General features: G+C 52.6%; 19 protein-coding genes and 1 pseudogene. 15 read left to right on the forward strand and 5 right to left on the reverse strand.

All coding sequences use genetic code 11. The annotated features are described in order from the left end of the window. Positions 1-13: 13 nt before the first annotated feature. The 4 genes from ACFVSO_RS06185 (at position 14) to ACFVSO_RS06200 (ending at position 3,398) form a co-directional block, all read left to right on the forward strand. Positions 14-940: a sugar phosphate isomerase/epimerase gene (locus tag ACFVSO_RS06185; protein ID WP_387471185.1), complete on the forward strand. Its 927-nt coding sequence runs from the start codon at positions 14-16 to the stop codon at positions 938-940. A gap of 453 nt (positions 941-1,393) precedes the next feature. Then, the gene (locus ACFVSO_RS06190) at positions 1,394-2,431 is read left to right on the forward strand and encodes an ornithine carbamoyltransferase (RefSeq protein ID WP_387471187.1); all 1,038 of its coding nucleotides are present in this window, start codon (positions 1,394-1,396) and stop codon (positions 2,429-2,431) included. A gap of 157 nt (positions 2,432-2,588) precedes the next feature. Further along, positions 2,589-3,029, forward strand: a complete 441-nt coding sequence (locus ACFVSO_RS06195; protein ID WP_387471189.1) for a GNAT family N-acetyltransferase — start codon at positions 2,589-2,591, stop codon at positions 3,027-3,029. Between the two features lie 3 nt (positions 3,030-3,032). Further along, the gene (locus ACFVSO_RS06200; RefSeq protein WP_387471191.1) at positions 3,033-3,398 is read left to right on the forward strand and encodes a DUF4180 domain-containing protein; all 366 of its coding nucleotides are present in this window, start codon (positions 3,033-3,035) and stop codon (positions 3,396-3,398) included. 66 nt (positions 3,399-3,464) lie between these two features. On the opposite strand, the gene isdG is transcribed toward ACFVSO_RS06200, so the two are convergent. Genes isdG through ACFVSO_RS06215 form a run of 3 tightly spaced genes read right to left on the reverse strand, consistent with a single transcriptional unit; the run spans position 3,465 to position 6,503 of the window. Beyond that, positions 3,465-4,595 (reverse strand): heme oxygenase, encoded by a 1,131-nt coding sequence (isdG, locus tag ACFVSO_RS06205; RefSeq protein WP_387471193.1) that lies wholly within the window; start codon positions 4,593-4,595, stop codon positions 3,465-3,467. Then, positions 4,592-5,590 (reverse strand): FecCD family ABC transporter permease, encoded by a 999-nt coding sequence (locus ACFVSO_RS06210; RefSeq protein ID WP_387471195.1) that lies wholly within the window; start codon positions 5,588-5,590, stop codon positions 4,592-4,594. The genes isdG and ACFVSO_RS06210 overlap by 4 nt, the downstream gene beginning before the upstream one ends. 19 nt (positions 5,591-5,609) lie before the next feature. Continuing rightward, a complete protein-coding gene (locus tag ACFVSO_RS06215) occupies positions 5,610-6,503 on the reverse strand; it encodes an ABC transporter substrate-binding protein (RefSeq protein WP_387471197.1) in 894 nt (297 codons plus the stop codon). Positions 6,504-6,958: 455 nt separating this feature from the next. On the opposite strand from ACFVSO_RS06215, the gene isdC reads away from it, so the two are divergent. From isdC to ACFVSO_RS06245, 6 genes are all read left to right on the forward strand, one after another. Beyond that, complete coding sequence (isdC, locus tag ACFVSO_RS06220; RefSeq protein ID WP_387471199.1) at positions 6,959-7,933, forward strand: heme uptake protein IsdC; 975 nt, start codon at positions 6,959-6,961, stop codon at positions 7,931-7,933. A gap of 15 nt (positions 7,934-7,948) precedes the next feature. After that, complete coding sequence (locus tag ACFVSO_RS06225) at positions 7,949-8,374, forward strand: hypothetical protein (protein WP_387471201.1); 426 nt, start codon at positions 7,949-7,951, stop codon at positions 8,372-8,374. A gap of 114 nt (positions 8,375-8,488) precedes the next feature. After that, positions 8,489-12,193, forward strand: coding sequence for an NEAT domain-containing protein (locus tag ACFVSO_RS06230; RefSeq protein WP_387471203.1), 3,705 nt, complete (start codon positions 8,489-8,491; stop codon positions 12,191-12,193). 134 nt (positions 12,194-12,327) lie between these two features. After that, entirely contained in the window at positions 12,328-13,272 is a 945-nt protein-coding gene (gene isdE / locus ACFVSO_RS06235; protein WP_387471205.1) for a heme ABC transporter substrate-binding protein IsdE, read from the forward strand. Between the two features lie 12 nt (positions 13,273-13,284). Beyond that, positions 13,285-14,268, forward strand: a complete 984-nt coding sequence (locus ACFVSO_RS06240; protein WP_387471207.1) for a FecCD family ABC transporter permease — start codon at positions 13,285-13,287, stop codon at positions 14,266-14,268. Beyond that, positions 14,258-15,028 (forward strand): ABC transporter ATP-binding protein, encoded by a 771-nt coding sequence (locus ACFVSO_RS06245; RefSeq protein ID WP_387471209.1) that lies wholly within the window; start codon positions 14,258-14,260, stop codon positions 15,026-15,028. The genes ACFVSO_RS06240 and ACFVSO_RS06245 overlap by 11 nt, the downstream gene beginning before the upstream one ends. A 130-nt stretch (positions 15,029-15,158) precedes the next feature. Here the strand turns inward: ACFVSO_RS06245 and ACFVSO_RS06250 are convergent, their stop codons facing one another. After that, positions 15,159-16,874, reverse strand: a complete 1,716-nt coding sequence (locus ACFVSO_RS06250) for a methyl-accepting chemotaxis protein (RefSeq protein ID WP_387471211.1) — start codon at positions 16,872-16,874, stop codon at positions 15,159-15,161. Positions 16,875-17,162: 288 nt separating this feature from the next. On the opposite strand from ACFVSO_RS06250, the gene ACFVSO_RS06255 reads away from it, so the two are divergent. The 5 genes and pseudogenes from ACFVSO_RS06255 (at position 17,163) to ACFVSO_RS06275 (ending at position 20,925) form a co-directional block, all read left to right on the forward strand. Then, entirely contained in the window at positions 17,163-17,624 is a 462-nt protein-coding gene (locus tag ACFVSO_RS06255; RefSeq protein WP_387471213.1) for a GNAT family N-acetyltransferase, read from the forward strand. Positions 17,625-17,861: 237 nt separating this feature from the next. Beyond that, a pseudogene (locus ACFVSO_RS06260) lies at positions 17,862-19,103 on the forward strand (family 8 glycosyl hydrolase); the annotation flags it as partial. 21 nt (positions 19,104-19,124) lie between these two features. Further along, positions 19,125-20,195 (forward strand): discoidin domain-containing protein, encoded by a 1,071-nt coding sequence (locus ACFVSO_RS06265; RefSeq protein ID WP_387471665.1) that lies wholly within the window; start codon positions 19,125-19,127, stop codon positions 20,193-20,195. 190 nt (positions 20,196-20,385) lie between these two features. Beyond that, on the forward strand, positions 20,386-20,583 hold the full coding sequence (locus ACFVSO_RS06270; protein WP_387471215.1) for a DUF3934 family protein: 198 nt from the start codon (positions 20,386-20,388) through the stop codon (positions 20,581-20,583). A gap of 36 nt (positions 20,584-20,619) precedes the next feature. Continuing rightward, complete coding sequence (locus ACFVSO_RS06275) at positions 20,620-20,925, forward strand: hypothetical protein (protein WP_387471217.1); 306 nt, start codon at positions 20,620-20,622, stop codon at positions 20,923-20,925. A 181-nt stretch (positions 20,926-21,106) separates the two neighbouring features. On the opposite strand, the gene ACFVSO_RS06280 is transcribed toward ACFVSO_RS06275, so the two are convergent. Further along, the gene (locus ACFVSO_RS06280; RefSeq protein WP_387471219.1) at positions 21,107-21,637 is read right to left on the reverse strand and encodes a hypothetical protein; all 531 of its coding nucleotides are present in this window, start codon (positions 21,635-21,637) and stop codon (positions 21,107-21,109) included. Positions 21,638-21,708 lie beyond the last annotated feature (71 nt).

Consider the following 21,708-nt stretch of genomic DNA (forward strand, 5'->3'; position numbering starts at 1 on the left):
GGAGAGGTGTGCAATGAGGGCTGCTGCAAGAAATCGGTTTTTAATTGGCCAATACGGTTCCTTCGATTTCAAAAAGTACGAGCGAGACTTCCGCACCGGCTTCTTCGGCATAGAGGCTTGCTTGTTCGAACGAGCGGAGGATGTAGAGCTGCTGCGAAGAGAAGCGGCAGCGTCTCGTTTTTCCGTGGGTGTACATTTCCCGCTGAGGCCTGGGGGATCGGCTGTCCGAGATGCGTTGTTTCTCTCCGAGAATGAAGAAATTCGCAGAGAAGCGTATGAGGCTATCGGGCAGGAGCTGGAATATTTGCGGGTACAGGAGCTTCGCCCAGCGTATGTGCTCTTTCATTATCCGAAGCCGGTCATATTGGATGACCGGGTCGATTGGACCGAATGGCGATTTGCGGATGAGAAGGAATATGTGTATGAGAGCAGGTATTCGTTGGACGAGCTCAAGGCTCGAAGCAGGTTGCTATTCGCATGGTTGACAGATAAAGCGGCGGCGTACGGGTTTACGCCTATACTGGAGTTCGACGGATTGAACCGATATGTGTATGAGGATGAGTTTCTGGTCGAATTACTGGAGCAGTATCCAAAGATCAGATTGTGTATAGATACAGCGAGGTTGTATTTGCAGGAGCGGATTGACCGTCATTTTGATGCGAGAGCGGTTTTGCGGAAGTATGCCAGCTATGCGGATTTGATTCACTTATCGAACCTGCAGCTGGACCCTGGAAATGCCGTAATCAAAAGCAGATATCCTGTGTTGCCCACCCAGCATCCCGGCGATGGCTGGGCGCCGATCGAGGATTATCTGGATATCGCGCTCGGCAGCAACCCGCAGGTACGGATCATGTTTGAGCATCGATCCGATCTCGTTAGCGACGAAGAACTGAATGCATGCTACGCATGGGTTGAGCGATTGATGCTGCGATATCTTTAAGCTAATACAGTGAGCAAGTATGAGGCCCCCGTTGTTGCGTGGGCTTTTTTGTTTGCCCGGCAGCAGTGGGGAGGGCTGCCTCGGTTGCAGCCGTGTGGATATCGCAGCTGTGAAAGCTGCAAACCGAAAAACTCGGCTTGCAACCGTGCCAATCGCCACAGCTAATAGGAATTAGTCGAAAGGATTGACAAGTTTATCCTTTTGGTTTTAATATGTATAAATATTAATGTTAATGTATATTTATTCACAAAAGTAGAACAAGTTCCCGGGAGCAGCAGGATCGTTCATTTAGCAAGAGGACGAAAGTTGAAGAAGTAATGAAGCAGCTAGTCAACAGAACAGCACCAGTTATCCGCAGCAGGCAGCAGTTGAGCAGTGGCAGATTAGTATGAGCCCGTTATGAGTTAGTTAATAACCTCGCAAGTTGAATAACATCAAAGGAGTGTATTCATTATGTCAAGACAGTCAAGACAAAGTGGAAGTCATGACATTCATCCAGCTTCGAGCAGCATATCGCTGCATCATTCTATCCAACGGTCCAACAAGCGACCCAACACGTATCCCGACCACGTTGTTTCATTGCAAGAATTCGATCGCGACACGTTAATACAGCTGATTCAGAAAGCGATTGAGTTGAAGAACAACCCCGAGAAGACGGACTATGCGCTGCATCGTAAAGGTCTGCTGATGCTGTTTCAAAAAACCTCGACGCGGACCAGTCTTTCTTTTCAATCGGGCATGCATCAAATGGGCGGGTATGCGGTCACGATGGACTGGGATGCCAGCAATTTCAGCTTGTCGCCCATTCAGTACGAGGCTAGGTATGTGTCGCGAAACTGTGATGCGATTGTGGCGAGGCTTAAGAGCCATGCCGATCTGCTGGAGCTTGCCCGTTATTCCAACGTTCCCGTTATTAACGGCTGCTGCGATAAGTACCATCCATGCCAGGCATTGGCGGATCTGATGACCATTTATGAAAAGTCTGGCACATTCGAAGGGATTACCTTAACGTATGTCGGTATTCATAACAATGTGGCAAATTCCTTGGTGGCAGGCTGCGTAACGCTTGGGATCAAGCTCCTTCTGGTGACCCCAATAGTGAACAAGCCATCATGGGACGAAGCGCTAATGCAATCGGCGCTAGCGAGCGGTTATGTCGAGCAGCTGGACAATCTGCAGGATGCAGTAGCCCGTTCGCAATATGTATACACCGACACATGGATCGATATGGAGTTTTATCACGACGAGCATTACCAAGAGGAGAAAAACGAGCGGATTAGCCGGTTGATGCCATTCCAGCTGAACAAGCAAAATTTGCAAGGTTCAACTCCTTACATTATGCATGATATGCCGGTGCATCCAGGCTTCGAGATCGAAGCTGCGCTGGTGGAATCGGAACACTCCATTATTTATGAGCAAGCGGAAAATCGGATGCATGCCCAGAAGGCGCTGCTGCTTTATTTGCTGAAGCGAGAGGAATATTTTGTTTAAACTATTTTTTCGGTAGGGTTGCAGCTTGAAATCCATTACAATCGATCTAATAAGCTTTCATTCGATAATAGAGTCGTTCGATAGAATTGATAAGCGGTCGCGGTCGCATAGCGGTAAACGTACAGCGGTACATCCACCAGACAAGGAGCACAGGAGAATGGAATTTACCATCAATGAACAAAACTCGGCAGAGTCCAAAGCATTGGTCCGGAATGGTCTTATTGCATTTAACAAGGACTATTTCCCGGCGGAATTAAGCAAAAGATACCGGGAGGTGAATTTGATTCTGATTGACGGGGATGGACGGACATGCGGCGGGCTTATCGGCGAGATTTGCTGGAACTGGCTGGAGATCCACATTCTTTATATCGAGGAGTATGCACGCAGACATGGCTGCGGGCGGAAGCTTATGCAGGAGGCGGAGCGGCTGGCGCGCATGGGACAATGCGATTTTATAAAGCTGGATACGCTGAGCTTTCAGGCGCTCGATTTTTACAAGAAGCTAGGGTTCGAGGTATATGGCCAAATTGACAACGCCGGAGGCTACACGCATTATTATATGAAAAAAGACCTTGAAGCCAAGGAAGGAGCGAAATAGAGCATGAACTTAACGATAGATGTGAAAGGTGATTCGAAGGTCGCGATTTTGTCGGGAGACGGTGTCGTCATCGAGAGTGTGCAGGATGCGCTGGATGCAATTATGAACGCTCATTATTTGGATTGCGCCAAGGTGTTGATCCGGAAGGAATTGATCCATGAGGACTTTTTCGAGCTGAAGACAAGGCTGGCGGGTGAAATATTGCAAAAATGCACGAACTACCGCACCAAGTTGGCGATTGTCGGCGACTTTAGCGGATACAACAGCAAAAGTCTGAAAGACTTTATCTATGAGTGCAATCACGGCCAAAACTTCTTCTTCAAGGCTACAGAGGAAGAAGGTCTAGAAGCGCTGCATGGTGCTGGATGAATAGAAGGGGATTCCGATTCTGGCGGAGTCCCCTTTGATTTGTATGACAGATTCAACAGCAGCAGCTTACTGAGCAATCGGCTCTGCTGTCTCCGAAGGTGGAAGCGGGTTGCGTCTGATTTTGACCTCTTGGAACGTGATTTTGTTGGAAATAATATAGTCGGGCGTCTTACGGCCCGAATGCGATTCGCGGAACGCCTCGCTGCGGGTCCAATTCTGGAAGTCTTCCTTCGAATTCCAGCGGGTCACAATGGATACCTCGTCGTATTCCTTCAGGTTTTGGGTAAACAGCACCTCTAGACCGAGGAAGCCCTCCATGCCTTCCACTTTGCCGATCCGATCGAATCGCTCAATTAGCTTCTCTCCATCGCCTTTTGTAATCTGGGACGTATTCGTCACAATAATCATTTTCTCATCCTCCTCTTGAATGATCGGTACAATAATCGGGTATTGATCCGCAAAGCTTACTTTTGCATGAATATGAAATACATCCCGCATAAATTTTGGCGTCAGCAATTCCTTCGGGTCGCCGGAAGCGAACTGCTCGCCTTCCCGCATCGCAATGAGATGATGGCAGAAGGCGGCTGATTGCTGCAGGTCATGGAGTACCATTACAATCGTGATGCCGTGATCCCGGTTCAGCTTGGCGAGCATGGTCAAGAGCTCGAGCTGATGGGCAATGTCCAAATAAGTAGTGGGTTCGTCCAGCAATAAGATGCCGGTTTTCTGCGCGAGCGCCATGGCGATTCGCGCCTTCTGCTGCTCGCCGCCAGAGAGCGAGTGGAAGGGACGATGCTCGTAGCTGCGAATCCGCATACAGCCTAGCGCCCAATCGATAATGGCGTTATCATCCGATGTCAAACGGTGTCGGAAGGCCCGCTGATGCGGCGACCTCCCGTAGGCGACCAGCTCTTTTACGGTCAGGTCGGGTGTCATATCTTTGGACTGGGGCAGCATCGCGAGCTTTTTGGCATAATCCGTTCGGGAATAAGCGGCTGCGGCTCGGCCATCGATAATAATATCGCCGCCGTCCGGCTTCAGCAGTCCCGCCATTAAGCGCAGCAATGTGGATTTGCCCGAGCCGTTAGGTCCGACAATTGCGGTAATGCGGCCATGCGGGATATGGACATCCAGCTCCGCAAGGCTGAAGTGGCCGTTATCATAGGCAAGCCATTCGGTTTGGATAGCTGAATTCATCGCCAGTTGTTCCTCCTTCGCAGCAGATATAGAAAGAACGGCGCGCCAATGCAGGCAAGCAGAATGCCTACTGGCAGTTCCGCAGGGTCGAACAACGTTCGCGCAAGCGTATCGGATACAGCTACTAGCACTGCTCCGTAGATGATGGATAACGGCAATAAATAGCGATAGTCATCGCCAATGAACAAGCGAAGCGCATGCGGTATGACTAATCCGACAAAGGCGATCAGACCGGCGGCGCTGACAGCTGCTCCGGCAAGCAAGGCTGCCAGAGCGACCAAGAGCATGCGCTGCCGCTCGACTCTCTGGCCAAGCAATTGCGCAGAGTCGTCGCCAAGCTGAAGCAGATTCGCCGAACGAATGGCGGGTATCGTCAGCAAGAGGCCGACGGCGGCATAGGGCAGCATGAACGATAGATGATACCAGCCGCGTCCGTTCAGTCCGCCAGCCAGCCAAGGCAATACGGACTGGACCCGATCGCTGTACATGACCATGACTCCATTCATCAGGGCGCCCATCAAGGCGTTGACGGCTATGCCGGCCAGGACGATTTTGACAGGCGAGGCGCCTTTATCCCAGGCCATTAGATAGACGACGAGACTGGCGATTAAGGCGCCGGTGAACGCCGCGGCGGGCAACAGGTAGCTCAGCTGCGGCAGTGCGACCATGACGAGAACGGCCGCGAAGCCACCGCCGGCAGAGACGCCAATAATGCCGGGATCGGCAAGCGGATTGCGCATCACGCTTTGCAGAATGGCGCCTGATGCCGCCAGACAAGCGCCGGTCAGCATCCCGACCAAGAGACGAGGCAGACGAATGTCGAGCAGGATGACGCGATAGGTGGATGCATCGCCGACAATAAGCACTTTCCATACGTCTTCAAGCGGAATCGGCACCGGACCGATGACCAGACCGGCAACGGCGCAGGTCAGCAGCAGCGGCAGCGACACCGCCAGCAGGATCAAGCGTCTCTTCGCGCGGGTTTCACGATTCATAGCAGGTCTGTAGTTCCTTTCAGTGTGCGTCTTTACTCAGCTCTTCGCTCATGATTGCCATAGCCTCGATGATGCGGGTGCCGGGATTGGTTCCGAACAGATCGGCCGGAAGCACGGTCACGCGATTCTCACGCACCGCTTCAAGGCTGCTCCACGATGAGTTGGTCTTCATCTCACGAAGGAAGCTGTCCTTCACTTCCTCCGGCTTGCCGTGCGTCATGATGAAGATAGCATGAGGATTAGCCTCCACAATGCGTTCGGCATTGATCTGGGCATATTGCGGATAGCTCTGGAGGCTTGGGTAATCGGACGCAATATTGACGCCCCCGACAGTCTCCAGAATATTTCCAGCAAGCGAGTTCGGCAGTGCTGCCATGAAGGTGCCCGGCGCTCCGTAGACGAGAAGGGCGCGTTTTTGCCCGCTATCCTTGGCATTCTGGTAAGCGGCTGCTGCTTCTTCAATGTTCGTGATCAGCTCGCCAGCCTTGGCTTCTTGCTGCAGCAGCCCGCCGATTCGCTCGATTTGCCGTTCGATATCGCGGATGGAGTTAGCGCTAGTCAGGAATACTTGTGTGCCGATGCCCTCCAGCATCGGAACGTCCTTCTCATTCATGGGGAAGTGGCCGAATAGGATATCGGGACGGAGCAGCGCGATTTTCTCCAGATTGACTTCATGCGTGTTGCCGATCGGTTCCGCAGCCTCAATGGTGGAGTTAGCCGGGGTGTAGGAGGTGGCGGGACGTCCAACCAGATGGCCGCCAAGCGCAGCCACAATATCGGATTCTCCGTTGCCGAGCGCGACAATACGCAGAGGAACGCTGCTTAGTGCGATGGTCCGGCCCGAATCGTCTACCGCCTTAATGCCGGGAGCTCCCGGTGCAGCAGGGGAGGCAGCCGCTCCGCAGCCAGCCAATAGAAGGATCATCCAAAGAAGCGCTAAAAATGAGAAATGGCGCATAGCTATTCGGGTTCACCTCGTTTATAATGATATTGATTCTCAATCTCATATACACGGCAACAGTATAAGGCTAGTCGGAAGGGACGTCAACCCTTATTTTTGAACATTTGAAAAAAGATAACTTTTTTTCGGTGGAGTATTGACAGATTGTGGCTGCACATGATAGTTTCAGTGCTAAGAAGGTGCCGAGATGAAGGCGCGACACTTTCCGGCAGCCATAGGGACTATTTTTTTTGAGCAGTTATTGATAATGATTATCATGCTCATTATTTTTTTAGCTATCATTGAGAATGATTATCGAAATCATTATCAGATAAAATAGGATTCCGCTGCATGACCGCAAGGTTGATCCTGTAGGAAGGGAGGAGAATCCGATTTTACGCAAGTTCCCAATATCTATATGTTTCATCATGGCTTGTATGCTGGTCCTTCTGATAGCCCCGGCAGTGCATGCGGCCGAGCTAGCTGACGGTACGTACACGATAGACTATGTCATCAAGAAGGCTGAGGACGAATCAGTTTCAATGGCGAACGACTATTGGGAAAAACCGGCCAAGCTGATAGTGGAGAACGGCAAGCTGCTTGTTCAGACCAAGATCAATCATAGTGCGTGGGTAACCCAGTTCAAGGTGCCCGGCGGAAGCGGATATGTTGATACGAAAGTGGTGGCAACGGATAAGGCGGAGGATACGAGGGTGGCGCAATTTGCAGTGGCGGGTCTGGAGGAGGCGGTATTGTCCAAGATTCACGTCACGGTAGAGAGCATCGACTACGATCATGATTACACGATTCGAATCGTATTCGACAAGAGCAGCTTGAAGCTTGTTCAGAAGGCTCCCGAGCCTAGCAAGAGCGCGCCGCAAGAGAGTGCAGCGGGAAGCAGTACGCCAGCCCCGGCAGCTACGGCCACTCCAAGGCCTGTGAAGGAACCGGAGAAGGCAGCGGCGAGCAGCCAGCCTGAGGCAACACCAACTCCGGCAGCATCGGATGCGGCATCAGCCACAAAGCAGCCTGCCGCTTCGGGGACGAAGAACGGGCAAGAGAGCGTTCAAGCTTCGCCGTCGGCAACTCCGTCCGCTCAAGCCTCGAAGGAACCGGAGGCGACACCGGAGGAAGTGTCCTTAGAGTCATCCGAGCCAGCCCTGGAGGAGCCGACCGTTCAAGCGGAGCAATCTCAGGAGAAGCAACCGGCTTTGGACTCAGCAGGGGCTGAAGGGATTACAGCCGGAGCCGATATCGTCAAAGCATCTATGGATCTTGCAGCTGAGCAAGAGGCAGACCGCACAACAAGCCGCTGGCTGCTGCCTTCGATTACAGGAATTGTTGTATTAATCGCGTTTTTATCCTGGGTAATTTGGCGCAAGTCCATCTTAAAAAATAAGTAGGGGAGTGTGTTCATAATGGTTCAATCTATGAAAAAATCGGCTTTTCTCGTTTTGCTGTTGACTTTGGCTCTGGCTCTCGCGGTTCCTGCCGCGTTCGCAAGCACGAATGTTGATTATGTGGTTCGCAATGCGACCGATACGGCGGATTCTTACGCCAATGCTTATAAAGTAGGCTCCGCGTCCGTAGATACCAATGGCACAACGACGACCATAACGTTCTCCGGCGCCAGCTACATTCAGTATCTGGAAGTCTATGACGCTGCAACGAATACATGGAGCTATGCAACAGCTACTCCATCCGGCAGCAATGTCTCCTTTACTTTCGAGGTGGACGATTTCAGCGTGAACAAGATAGCGAAAATTCACGTCATCGTACCGCCTTCCGAAACATTCCCTGGCTACAACACGGTTCATACGATTCAATTCAAGTGGTCGGTATAAGGTAGCGGCAGGTTAAATCCATGATTCAAGGGGAGCGGTACACCCCATGGCCGCTCCCCCTTCAATATGCACAATTCCCTTGCAATGACCCACTTACAAAGGAGTGTTATGGAAATGAACAGGAAGTTTCGCCGGATCACGGCAAGTCTCGTGACGCTGGCTTTGCTGCTATCGCTCTTGTCGGCCGCTGCATATGCGGCTGTAACTGCGCCTAAGGACGGAGCATACAGCATCCCTTTCCAATATTTGAAGGACAATACGAGCGACCGCTCCATTGTCAATGATTATGCTGTCGCAGGCACAGGCAAGCTCATCGTCAGCGGCGGATCTTACCAATTCCAGCATGAAATGAACAGCATTAACGCATTCAAGCATTATTCTACACGCAATGACGGCGCGCCGAAGGCGGACTTGTCCGGCGGCGAACCGAATTCGGCAAGCCTGGCAGGCTATACGCCAGTCGTCTCCGCTCCAGTCGAGGGCGGCACGAATGCCGATCAAGCAATTGTTACGCTCGACATTACAGATATCCATGCGAAGCAAGATGTACTCATACATATCGTCGTTCCAGCTGCGAACTATGATCATTGGTACAATGTACAGCTTGGGCTGGATGTATCCTCGTTAACCGATGAAGAAGAGAACGGACCAGGCGAAGGCGTAGGCACGGTGACGCCCCAGCAATTCAATGAGCAAGTGACCGTCTCGGAGCAGCTTCTGGCCAATACGGAGGAAGGCACGGGCAACGGATATTATAAATCAGGCTCCAAAGAAACATTCCAGCAAGCGATTAATCAAGCCAAAGTCCTGGCGGCTGGCGGTAACGCCGAGCTGTTAAAGGCGGCGTACATCATTCTGCTTGAGGGCAAAAAAACGTATGAAGCAGCAAAGATTACCGTTAATAAAGACAATCTTGTCCGTGCAATTGCGGATGGGGAGGTATTCTCCGCGACGGTCCGCAATCTGGGCAGCGCGGCAGGAACGACGGGAACGCATGCTGTTATAGCGGATGGAGAGTATCCGGCCGGCGCGGAGCTTCGCGTACAGCAATGGCTGGCAGCCGCACAGGCTGTAGCGGAAGGAGCGCAGACGTCGCAAGCGGATGTCAATGCGGCGATCGAGACGCTGGCTGCCAATCTGGAGGATCTGAAGAAGCAGCAATTTAAAGCGACGGAGCTGCCTCTGCTTGTGCTTGACCCGGATACGGGCGAAATCTCGGCGCTGGCTGATCAATTTGCGGATAGCGTAACGGTTATGTCCCGTTCGCAGGCGCCGTACTACCAGTCTTACATTCAAGTGGCATTCGCAGAGACGCAAACCAGCCCTGAGCTGAAAGTATACGGCAGCAGCTCAAACGGCAGTGTGAGCTCTAATTTTATCGGCGGTTATGTCACGGAGATTGCCCCGGGCAAATCCTATCAGCTGTCGGCTCGCCATAACTCGGCGAACGATGAAGTCTACCAAGGCTTTGTTAAGCTCCAATATACCGTAGGCGCGGAGACGCATACGGTGCTGTTTAGCTTGAATGCGAGTCTGCTGGATGCGCTTAAAGCGAATGCGGCAGCAGCTCGTGCCATCTACACAGGCTCCAAGGAAGGCAATGCGGAAGGCGAGCATTCGGCTGCTTCGAGAGCGGCTCTGCTGGCTGCGGTTGAGGCCGCGGAAGCGGCTTCCGCTAATTTGGCTACAACCAGACCGGCTATCAACACTGCATCGGCAGCGCTGGCCAAAGCAGTAGCTAAGTTTGAATCCGGCGCAGCGAGCCAAATCGAGTTCTCCGCGCTGCATGCGACAAACCCTGCGCTGTCCAGCATGAACAGCTACTTCCTGAAGCCGGCCACCGTTCAAAGCGAAGGCGAGGATACGTATGTTTCCTTCAAAGTGAAGGACAGCAGCAAAGTGGTAGCGTTCAAGGTAACAATCGACGGCACGCTCACAGATACAACGGTGGTAAGCACGGACGAAGCGACAGATACAAGAGTGGTGAAATTCAAAGTCGCGAATTTGACAGCTATTATCCCTGCACAGGTTCGTGTCTATATGCCCGATGTCATCGATCCTCGTACAGGCAAGCCTTATGATGCGACGCATGCCATCAGACTGACATTCAATACGGCGGATGCCACAACGCTGAAGGCGTCTATCGCTGCAGCGCAGAAGGCTCATGACGCAGCCGTAGTTGGCACTGGCGGCGGTCAATACGCGCAAGAAGCCAAGACTGCTCTGCAAACGGCTATCGCAGCAGCGAATACAGCCGCAGGCAACGTGCTGGCAACCCAGCAACAGCTGCAAGAGGCGGAGACGGCGATTCAAGATGCGCTGGTTGCATTCTACTCTGCTAAGGTATGGAGCGCGGGCAGCTATCCTATCCAGCTGGCGTCCGTTGCTCAGGCATTCGCCGATCAGGTTGCTTCCGGCTCCGTGAAGATCGACAGCAGTTCCAAGCTGCTTCGTATCGCGCCGAAATCGGGCATAACGGTGAAGAAGCTGGTGCTCGCTTCCACGAATGAGGAAGTTGCATCGTCCGCGAAGACGGCTGACCACACAGACTTTGCACTTGCGGATCTATCCGCACTGTATCAAATCGTACTGGCTTCCGGCAGCGGCACGGCGGCTGTAGAGCAAGCTTATTCCGTACGGCTGGCAGCTGTAACCGGCGAAGCCGAGGCGTCGACTGGAGGACCGGGAACGGGCAATCCGACCAATCCGGAAGGATTGAAGGACGGCAAATACACGCTGAACTTCACGATCCTGAAAAAAGGAACCTCGCAAGCTTCCGTTATGGATGAATACGTGGCGCATCCCGGCCGTCTGCTGGTCGAGAACGGCGTTAAGTACGTTCAAATTAATTTGAAGCAGAGCAATGAAATTACCGGCTTTACCGTTGTAGGCTCTACACCGACGACCATCGAATCGAACGCTTCGGCCAATACAAGAAGAGTTCAGTTCGCGGTAGATCAGCTTCCGGCGAAGCTGGAGGGCTGGGTGAAAATCGACTGGCCGGCAGTCAACTATCACCATGAGTATGATATCGAAATTCAATTGAAGTCGTATACGCCTGTATCGTCGTGGGGCTCGGAATCATTCGGTCCAGTCAAAGATCGTCCTAACCCAGGCGAAGAGGAAGAGGTCAAGGAAAATGAACCGGGCAAGGAAACAGGAGGAGAGCCGAAGCCTGGAACGGAGCCGGGGCAGCCGGCCCAATCCTTCAGCGACACGGCTTCCCACTGGGCGAAGCAAGCCATTGACCGCGCTGTGAAGCTCGGTATCGTATCCGGCTATCCGGATGGCAGCTTCAAGCCGGGCGCTACCGTCAAGCGCTCCGAATGGACGGCGATCATTGGCCGCGCATTGAAGCTGAACGGCAATAAGAAGGAGTTGTCCTTCACCGACCTGTCGAGCATTCAGCCTTGGGCAAGACCGTTCATTGAGCAGGCTCTTGCAGCCGGCATCATTAACGGCTACGCCGACGGAAGCTTCCAGCCGAATAAGGAGGTCACCCGAGCTGAAGCTGCGATTATGATCGTCAGAGCGCTGAAGCTGCCGTTGGAAGATGAGAGCACGCTGACGTTCGCGGATAAGGACGACATTCCTGCTTTCGCGAGAGCTTATGTGGCTACGGCCGTGAAGCATGGGCTGATTACAGGACTTCAAGACAACCGCTTCAGCGCTTCGAAGCCTGCATCCCGCGCCGATGCGGTAACGCTTGCGCTGCGTGCGGTGGACTACGTGGAAGCCAAAGAAAAAGAGAAGGCCAAAGAGAAGGAAGCGCAAAAGGAGCAATCGCAGCCGGAAAAACAGGCTTCATCTGAATCCTAAACCATTGCGGCTGTAATCATAACTGGCTGAGTCTGGAGGGGAAGCCCCTGCCCAATGCCAGTCTACGACGAATCATTCCGGAGGACCCTGCCAGCAGGCGTCCTCTGGATTGTTTGCAGAAAGGAGAGTGAAGCATGTATAGCCGAAACAGATTGTTGTTGCTGGCTGCTGCGCTGCTGCTTGCATTGGTCCTGTGCGCATGCGGCGCAGCGGAGGGGAGTCCGGCCAAAACAGCTCCCGCAGCCGCGAGCGCTCCGTCACCGCAGTCAGCGGAGACAGAGCCGACAAGTGAAGAGCAGCAGCGTATTGTTGCGACGACTGTAGCGATTACGCAAATTATGGACGCGCTGGAGCTTGATTTGGTCGGCATTCCGAAGAGCGTCAAGGAGCTGCCTGCGCGATATGACGGCATTACAAAGGTGGGCAATCCGATGAGTCCGGACATGGAGCTGGTTAAGTCGCTTAAGCCGACTGAGGTGCTGTCGGTGACGACGCTGAAATACGATTTGGAGCCGGTGTTTGAGAATGTGGGTGTGGATGCCAGCTTTCTGGACTTCACCAAGCTGTCCTTCATGCAGGAGGAGATCAGCACGCTGGGACAGCGTTTCGGAAGAGAACAGCAAGCTGAAGCGATCAATAAGGAATGGGACGAGCGGTTAAATGCCATCCGAGAGAGCATCGGGGAGGCGGAGCAGCCGACCGTGCTTATTCTGCTTGGCGTGCCGGGAAGTTATCTGGTTGCGACCGAGCATTCCTATATCGGCGATCTGGTCCGCCTACTGGGAGGGATCAATATTGTACAGGGAGAAAAGGTTGAGTTTCTGGCGTCGAACACGGAATATTTGCAGAAGGGCAATCCTGATGTGATTTTGCGGGCTGCCCATGGCATGCCGGAGGAAGTCGTGAAGATGTTCGACAAGGAGTTTAAGACCAACGATATATGGAAGCACTTCAAGGCTGTGCAGACGGGCAGAGTTTATGATCTGGAGGAGGCGCTGTTCGGCACGACGGGAAATCTCGCTGTGGGCGAAGCGCTTGAAGCGCTGGTCGGCATGCTCTATCCCGATGTCAAAAGATAAGGATGGTTGTGAATGGGGAAGAAGATCGTCAGCTTCGGCATTCTGATTGCCCTGCTGCTTGTCACTATTTTGTATTCGGCAGCTACCGGGAGCATTAAGGTCGGGCTGATCGAGTTGGCTCAGGGACTTATATGGGGCGGCAATGAAAGCGTAGAGGTCGTTCGGGATTTGCGCTTGCCCCGGCTCTTCGTAGCGATGCTGGCGGGCGCGGCGCTTGCCGTCTCCGGCGTATTGCTGCAAGCCGTTATGCGCAATCCGCTGGCGGATGCCGGGGTCATCGGCATTTCATCTGGCGCAGGACTTGTCTCGCTGCTGATGGTGACGATATTCCCGGCGCTGTACTTCTGGATGCCGCTATTTTCGTTTTTGGGCGGGGCGCTCGCTTGTTTCCTCGTCTATTCGCTCTCGTGGCGCTCCGGCCTAAGTCCGCTGAGGCTTATTCTGGTGGGGGTAGCCGTCAATGCGACGTTCACAGGGCTTGGTCAATCATTCAACTATCGGGGCAGCTATGCGGTGACGAGCGTAAATCAGGCCATCTCTTCTATTTTCACCTTAAAGACATGGTCGGATGTTGAGATTATGGCGCTCTACGGCGGTATCGGGCTGGTGCTTGCAATGCTGCTGGGATCGTGGTGCAATATGCTGGTTCTGCAGGACAAGACGGCGAAAAGTTTGGGCATTCCCGTCACCAAGGCTCGGCTGATCGTATCCGCCATAGCGGTGCTGCTCGCATCTGTAGCTACGGCTGTCGGCGGGCTGATCGCTTTTGTCGGCCTGCTTGTACCGCATATTGCGAGACTCTTTATCGGCTCGGATCACAAGTGGCTGCTGCCGTTCTCCGCGCTTGGCGGCGCATGGCTTATCCTTGCTGCCGATACGCTGGGACGAACTCTGCTGGCCCCTACGGAAATACCGGCTTCGATTGTCATGACAGTCATCGGCGGGCCGTTCTTGATCATCATGCTGCGAAGGAGCGAACGTGTGCATGGACATTAAAGCGATCACTTATTCGCATGACAACAGATCGACTCATCTGAGCGACGTGTCGGCCTATATTCAAGAGGGCGCCATTACGACGATTATCGGGCCGAACGGCTGCGGCAAGTCTACGCTGCTGGGCGTCATGTCCCAGCATTACCGGCCTCAGTCCGGGAGAGTGCTGCTGGATGGCAAGGAGCTGTCGCTTCTAAAGCCGCGCGAGCTGGCGCAGAAGCTCGCCGTCGTTCACCAGCAGCAGGAGGCGCCGGGCGATACGACAGTGGAGAAGCTGGTCCGCTTCGGGCGCATGCCTTATCGAAGGTTATGGCGTACGGACAGCGACGAGGATGAAGTAGCGGTGGAATGGGCGCTTCATGCTGCTGGAATCGATCATAAGCGCAGCAGCATTCTTGCTCACTTATCCGGCGGCGAGCGGCAGCGGGCCTGGATTGCCATGGCGCTTGCGCAGCGAACGCCGCTGTTGTTCCTGGATGAGCCTACCACCTATCTCGATCTCTATCATCAGCTCGAATTGCTGGAGCTGGTACGTACCCTTAATCGGGAGAACGGGCTGACCATCGTTATGGTATTGCATGATATGAACCAAGCCATTCGATACAGCGACCACATTATTATAATGAAGGAAGGGCGAATCGTAGGCGAGGGAACACCGGAATCCGTCATGACGGAAGAGATGATTCTGAATACCTATCAAGTGAAGGTTGCTGTGAAGTCGGATGCGCAGTCGGGATTATATATGGTTCCTGTCGGTCTATAGATGGCAGACAGCCAAGCTGGAAGGGTTAGAAGAAGTAGAGAAGATCGTGCTTTTATCAAAGATGACAGGAAAAGCAAAAGGGCAGCTCCGCCAATCCCATTGGAAAGCGGGCTGCCCTTTGTCATGGGCCTTATATTTTGAACTTCTCCAGCTGCCCCTGCAATTGCTCGGACATTCGAGAGAGCATGCGGGCGGAAGCGGCTACCTCTTCCATGGAAGCAAGCTGCTCCTCCGTAGCAGTTGACACCTCCTCGGCGCCTCTTACCGTTGATTCGGATGCAGTCATGACGGCCTTCATCGCACCGACGATTTGCTCTGCCCCCGCAGCCACCTGTTCAATGGAAGAGGAGACTTCCTGGATTTGGCCGTTCACGGCATGAACGGAATTCTGAATATGCTCGAAGGCGGTGCCGGCGGAGCGAACGGCTCCGAGACCGGAGGCGACCTCTTGCGAAGCGGTATCCATCTTCTGCACTGCTTGGCTCGTTTCCGCTTGAATGGACGCAATTAATTGTGAGATTTGGTCTGAAGACTGCGAGGATTGCTCGGCAAGCTTGCGAATCTCGTTTGCGATGACGAGGAAGCCTTTCCCGTTCTCGCCTGCACGCGTCGCTTCTATACCGGCGTTCAGAGAGAGGATATTCGTCTGCTTCGCGATCTCGGTAATGGTGTTCAAGATATGGCCGATTTGAGTAGAGCGCTCGCCTAACGTATGAATTTGGACGGACAATCCGGACACCGCATCATGGATAGAGCCCATTTGGCGGGTCGCGGTATGAATGGCTTGGCCTCCATCCTCGGCCCGTTCATAAGCCTCGGATGCGGAGTTTGATACGTGCCGGGCTCTGTCGGAGATATGAAGCACGCCAGCCGACATGTCACCTATCGTGCGGGATGCTTCCTCCAGATGGGTGAATCCGTCGTTCGCGTCCATTGCGACTTGCTGCATCGTGCCCGCAATTTGTCCAGAAGCGGCGGAAGCCTGCTCGCTTGTGGCCGTCAGCTGCTGGGCGGAAGCGGCTACCTGCTCAGCGCTGTTATGGACATGACGGATGAGCCCGCGAAGCTGCTCCGACATTGCATGGAAGGAACGGGCCAGGTCGCCTACTTCATCCCGGTTGCGAATGATCATTGGCTCGGAAGTGAGATCGCCTGCTGCGATCCGCTCGGCTGACGCAGCGATGGCCTTAATAGGCCTGGAGATGATACGGCCGACAACCCAAGAAACGATGAGACTGATCACGACTGCAGCGACTCCGAGCAGCAGTACCAGCTGTTTGATCTCTTCTACTTCGCTATGTATCTCTTCTTTGCTTTCTTCCAGCAGGTTTTGCTGATAGAGGGCAAGCTCTTCAGCCTTTTGATCGAATTCTTTCAAGATAGGCTGAGCCTGCGACGAGGCAATCTCCAGATACTGCAACGCATCGCCGGAAACTCTGAGCTTGATTGCTTTATTAGATGTGAAGTAATAATCGCTTTCCAGTTGATTCAGCTCTTCCAGCAGGGCTGTTGCCTCGGGATGCACAATAATCGCTTCCAGATTGCGGCTCAGCGCTCCATAGTCATTGTGAGCGTCGGTAAAGTCTTGCAGCGATTCAGCATCGCCGAGCAGCAGGTACCCGCGCATGGCGGCTTGCTCCTTCTTGACCTCGACGTTCAGCTCTTGAATGAGCATCAGCTTGTGCGCCTTGTCTTCAATAATGGACGTATAATGAGAGTCTACTTGCGAGATCTGGGAGTAACCGATGGCAACGGTAGCCATCAGAATGAGCAGGACGGCCGTAAATCCCGCAAACAGCTTGCGGTTGATCGTGAAACGAAATACATGTTTAGTCGGTTGATTCATAGGCGAAGCATACCCCTGTCTGATGGAATAAAATGATTTTTCAACTATAGTACATGTCGTAATCTAATTCAATAGTTTAACTATAGGCTTATACATAATTCCTATTAAAAGGAAGAAACCAGTTTTTCTAGCGTAAAAATATGGTTTTTAATGGTAATCCTTATATCTGCCAAAGACTTAAATGCTAGACCCGGTATGATCCGTTATGCTACATTGGTCGGGTAACTATTCTTGAATCAGGTATCCCGCCGGCCCGGCACATATCTGAACAGTAGGAGAGAGCGGCATATGATTGGAATCGAACAGCATCAGAATCGGGAAGTCGCCAAGCAATTGCTGGCGGTTCAGCTTCCCGCATACAGAATCGAGGCGGATTTAATCGGCTTCTGGGACATACCACCGCTTCGCGACACAGCGGAGACCATTATGGACAGCAGTGAGATCTTTATCGGATATCGAATTGATGGCGTACTGGCTGGATTTATTTCTTATGAGGATGAAGGAGATGCGCTGGATATTTGTCGTATGGTGGTCCATCCCGATTATTTCCGCAGAGGCATTGCCAAGTCGCTGCTGGCTTACGTACTGGAGGGTGAAGGCAAGCATAAGAGGGTTAAGGTGAGCACAGGAGCCAAGAATGAACCGGCTATCGCGCTTTATCGAAGCTTCGGCTTCTTCGATGCGGGAGCAATGGAGATTACACCTGAGGTCAAGCTTGCTCTGTTCGAGCTGCCCGCCATTCGACAATAGAGCGGGAAATGACGAAAAAATAGAGAGTTTGTAGGGTTTAGAAGAAAGTGTTTTCATGGGATTTGAAATGTGTTATTTTAAAGGCAGGTTTCGAAACCCTATTTTTTTGGCCAGAAAGTTTAAGCGCTTAAACTTACAGGTCGAGGTTAGCCAACATCCTATTCAAGGAGGCGTTGCAATTTGTTTACTTCATCATCATTCGGTTCACCGAGATTGAAGTCCCCGTTTCTTCTGCTACTGTGCTTGGCTATGATTGTATCGATTGGTTTCGTTCCAAAAGGAAATGAGGGTACGGTTCACGCCGCCGGCGAATTAATGCCGTTCCCGCAGCAAGTCAGTTATGCCGGTATTATAAAGCCTAACCATGTGACACAGGCGGCCATGAATACAGCCGTCGCATCCTACTACGATTACTGGAAGGGCAAGTATTTGAAAAACAATCTCTCCACGCTTCCGGGCGGGTATTATGTAAAGGGCGAGATTACAGGCAGCGCCGATGGCTTCGTGCCGCTGGGCACATCCGAGGGGCAAGGCTACGGTATGGTCATAACGGCACTAATGGCCGGTCATGATCCCAATGCCCAAACGATCTTCAACGGACTGTTCAAAACTGCACGCGCTTACAAGAGCTCGGGCAATCCCAATCTGATGGGCTGGGTCGTAGCGGACCATATTAATGCCCAAGGGCATTTCGGTTCTGCGACGGATGGGGATCTCGACATTGCGTATTCCCTCCTGCTTGCCCATAAGCAATGGGGCTCAAGCGGAACGGTCAATTATTTGGCCGAAGCTCAGAATATGATTACAAACGGCATTAAAGCCAGCTATGTGACGACGAACAACCGTCTGAACCTGGGCGACTGGGATTCCAAGAGCTCGCTGGCTACGCGTCCTTCCGACTGGATGCTCTCCCATCTTCGCGCTTTCTATGAGTTCACAGGCGACCAGACGTGGAATAACGTCATCAACAATCTGTATACGGTCTATTCGCAAGTGAGCAACAACTACGCTTCATCGACAGGATTGATCTCTGATTTTGTTGTTAACAACCCTCCACAACCTGCACCTGAGTGGTACTTGAATGAATTCCAGCAAACCAATGCTTACTATTACAATGCAGCGCGCGTGCCGCTGCGCATCGTGATGGATTATGCGATGTACGGCGATACGCGGGGCAAGACGATTGCGGATAAAATCGCGGTCTGGATTAAAGGAAAAGCAAGCAACAGCCCAGCGAATATCCGGGACGGCTATCAGTTGAACGGTACAACGATCGGCGGCTACGCGACAGCTGTATTCGTATCTCCTTTTATCGCGGCGAGCACAACCAGCACAAGCCATCAGGCCTGGGTCAATGCGGGCTGGGATTGGATGAAGAACAAGCAGGAGAACTACTTCAGCGATTCCTATAACCTGATGACCATGCTGTTCATTACGGGCAACTGGTGGAAGCCGACAGCAACTTCGACCGACACGCAGGCGCCTACAGCTCCTGGCAGCTTGTCGGCTACAGCGACTTCCAGCAGCAGCATTAATCTGACTTGGAGCGCTTCGACCGATAATGTCGGAGTAACGGGCTACCGAATTTATCGCGGCGGCAGCCAGGTTGGCACGGCAACAGGATTGTCCTATGCCGATTCCGGATTGTCTGCCAATACGAGCTACAGCTATACGGTGAGGGCGGTCGACGCGGCGGGCAACCAGTCTGGCAACAGCAATACCGCTTCAGCGACAACCTTGTCGGGCACGACTCCGCCTACAGGGACCAATCTGGCCCTGAACAAAACGGCGACGGCAAGCTCGGTTGAAGGAACCGGCTTCGAGGCGTCCAGAGCGTTCGACGGCAGCAGCACGACGAGATGGGCAAGCGCGGAGGGTACAGACCCGCAATGGATCTATGTGAATTTGGGTTCCTCGCAGTCTGTTAATCGCGTGAAGCTGAATTGGGAAGCGGCGTACGCCTCCTCCTATACGATCCAGGTGTCCAATGATAGCGGCACGCCGACGAATTGGACGACAGTCTATACGACAACCACGGGTGACGGAGGCATCGATGACATCACGTTCACGGCTCGCACAGCCAAATATGTGCGGGTACACGGGACGGTCAGAGGCACGCCTTACGGGTATTCACTCTGGGAATTCGAGGTGTACGGGGGCAGCACTGCCCCCTCTAACCTTGCGCTGAACAAAACAACAACGACGAGCACGGTAGAGACAGCTGGCCATGAAGGCGATAAAGCGGTAGACGGCAATGCAGCAACAAGATGGGCCAGCGCTTACGGTGCCTCTCCTCAATGGATCTATGTCAATTTGGGATCGACTCAAAGCATTAACCGGGTGAAGCTTAGCTGGGAAGATGCGTACGCTACTGCGTATTCCATCCAAGTATCGAACGACAGCGGCACGCCGACGAACTGGACGACAGTCTACAGCACGACGACCGGCAATGGCGCCATTGATGATGTTACTTTTAGTGCGACGAACGCCAAATACGTTCGCGTGTATGCGACAACAAGAGCGACAGCATACGGTTATTCGCTTTGGGAATTCGAGGTATACGGGGCTTGATGGATTAGGCTTGCATGCTTCTCGACATATAGACTAGGACATGGCTCTGTATGAGGCTTCGGCTTCATACGGAGCTTTTTTTGCGAATAATGAATGCCAAAGTTAGGATATTCATAGTAAGTAAGCGAATTTTCACGTATAATGAAATGTACGACTTGAAAAAGACATGTATTTGTTATGGAGTGATCATTTGAGCAAAGGAAAAGGTAAAGGCGGGACGGGCAGAGGAACGGACAAAAAAGGCTGGAACCGTTGGCAAGCTGGTGCCAGACGTGCTGAGAACGCGCCCAAGCCTTACAAAAGCAAAGGAACGAAGAGGAAGGATGGCACTGCTGCACCTGGAACAACCGGGAAGAAGAATAGCAGCGGCAGTAATTCCGAATCTTAATACAATAATGACGTACACAATCCAAGGAGTGGTAATTTGAGAAAAAACAAACCTATGTCGTTCGATGATCTGTTGGTTGAGTTGAAGGAACAAAAGGCGAATCAGGCGGAACTGGAGCAGTCGTCGCTGGCTTATCTGTTCAACGATACGTTCATGAGCAAAAATTCCAATTGCAAGAGCATGCAGCAATTTCTCGAGAAGGGGAACTTTCAGGCTTACACGAAGGAAGACATGAACCTGATTCCTGAAGAGCTTCTTAATCGGCATGTTGCCAGAGAAACACGGTTTTCGGATTGGAAATCGATGCTGAGTGCGGCTTTGTCGGAGCAACCGGTCACTTAACTTGTGGCCTAACAAAGATATGCCGCTGTCGCAGGTACGTATCCTGAAGCAAGCGTTCGAGGAACGACCCCGTGCGGCTTTGATTGAAGACTAAACACCCGGCTCCTAGAGGCCGGGTGTTTTCTTCATAAGAAAGACCGATCAAGCAAGGTGATTGCCTGATCGGTCTATTCGTATGGAGTTATGGACGGATGTGCAGGAAATCGTCTGGATGCTCTTTAATATAGTTGGCGATGCTGCCCAGCGTTGCAGGCAAGGCTGAGAGCAGTTGATCATAATGATGGGATACAATAGCGGACAGCTGCTTGTCGTTCTCCAGATCATTGAACGAAACATCGAAATTCGCTAAGCTTCGGGGGTGCCCTCTTTCCGATAAAACGGATTCCATGGCCTTCACGATCTTCAGTGTGCCGCTATCGCCAAATTGACTCAAGCTGGCTTGCAGTGCCTTCCATCGCAACGGGTTGGCCATGAAGTAGGCGCTCCACCAATACAGATCCGCTTCCGACTCCCGTATGTGGTTGTAATACGTCCAGAAAGCGAATAACGCTTGCTGTCCTTTGCTTAATTGCTTGTAGACCGTCCCGGCGAAATCTCCGCCAGTCCCCTCCACTTCCTTGTAGGTCCTGATGAGCGGCGCAAAACAAGCGGCTCCAAGAGACTGGTCATCCATCGTCTCCAATTGTTCCCTTACCAGATTGGCAATGATCAATATATCCCCTCCAGAGCCTATTATATACAAAATATGGTGAAGGCTTCAACGCCTTATGGAACTTGCAGATT

The sequence above is a fragment of the Paenibacillus sp. NPDC057967 genome, assembly GCF_042887015.1.
GTDB lineage: Bacteria > Bacillota > Bacilli > Paenibacillales > Paenibacillaceae > Pristimantibacillus.

What these genes read in the sequence shown, in the direction of transcription:
- ACFVSO_RS06185 (WP_387471185.1), top strand. Translation starts at nt 14, where the DNA reads ATGAGGGCTGCTGCAAGAAATCGGTTTTTAATTGGCCAATACGGTTCC.
- ACFVSO_RS06190 (WP_387471187.1), top strand. Translation starts at nt 1,394, where the DNA reads ATGTCAAGACAGTCAAGACAAAGTGGAAGTCATGACATTCATCCAGCT.
- ACFVSO_RS06195 (WP_387471189.1), top strand. Translation starts at nt 2,589, where the DNA reads ATGGAATTTACCATCAATGAACAAAACTCGGCAGAGTCCAAAGCATTG.
- ACFVSO_RS06200 (WP_387471191.1), top strand. Translation starts at nt 3,033, where the DNA reads ATGAACTTAACGATAGATGTGAAAGGTGATTCGAAGGTCGCGATTTTG.
- isdG (WP_387471193.1), bottom strand. Translation starts at nt 4,595, where the DNA reads ATGAATTCAGCTATCCAAACCGAATGGCTTGCCTATGATAACGGCCAC.
- ACFVSO_RS06210 (WP_387471195.1), bottom strand. Translation starts at nt 5,590, where the DNA reads ATGAATCGTGAAACCCGCGCGAAGAGACGCTTGATCCTGCTGGCGGTG.
- isdC (WP_387471199.1), top strand. Translation starts at nt 6,959, where the DNA reads ATGGCTTGTATGCTGGTCCTTCTGATAGCCCCGGCAGTGCATGCGGCC.
- ACFVSO_RS06225 (WP_387471201.1), top strand. Translation starts at nt 7,949, where the DNA reads ATGGTTCAATCTATGAAAAAATCGGCTTTTCTCGTTTTGCTGTTGACT.
- ACFVSO_RS06230 (WP_387471203.1), top strand. Translation starts at nt 8,489, where the DNA reads ATGAACAGGAAGTTTCGCCGGATCACGGCAAGTCTCGTGACGCTGGCT.
- isdE (WP_387471205.1), top strand. Translation starts at nt 12,328, where the DNA reads ATGTATAGCCGAAACAGATTGTTGTTGCTGGCTGCTGCGCTGCTGCTT.
- ACFVSO_RS06240 (WP_387471207.1), top strand. Translation starts at nt 13,285, where the DNA reads ATGGGGAAGAAGATCGTCAGCTTCGGCATTCTGATTGCCCTGCTGCTT.
- ACFVSO_RS06245 (WP_387471209.1), top strand. Translation starts at nt 14,258, where the DNA reads ATGGACATTAAAGCGATCACTTATTCGCATGACAACAGATCGACTCAT.
- ACFVSO_RS06250 (WP_387471211.1), bottom strand. Translation starts at nt 16,874, where the DNA reads ATGAATCAACCGACTAAACATGTATTTCGTTTCACGATCAACCGCAAG.
- ACFVSO_RS06255 (WP_387471213.1), top strand. Translation starts at nt 17,163, where the DNA reads ATGATTGGAATCGAACAGCATCAGAATCGGGAAGTCGCCAAGCAATTG.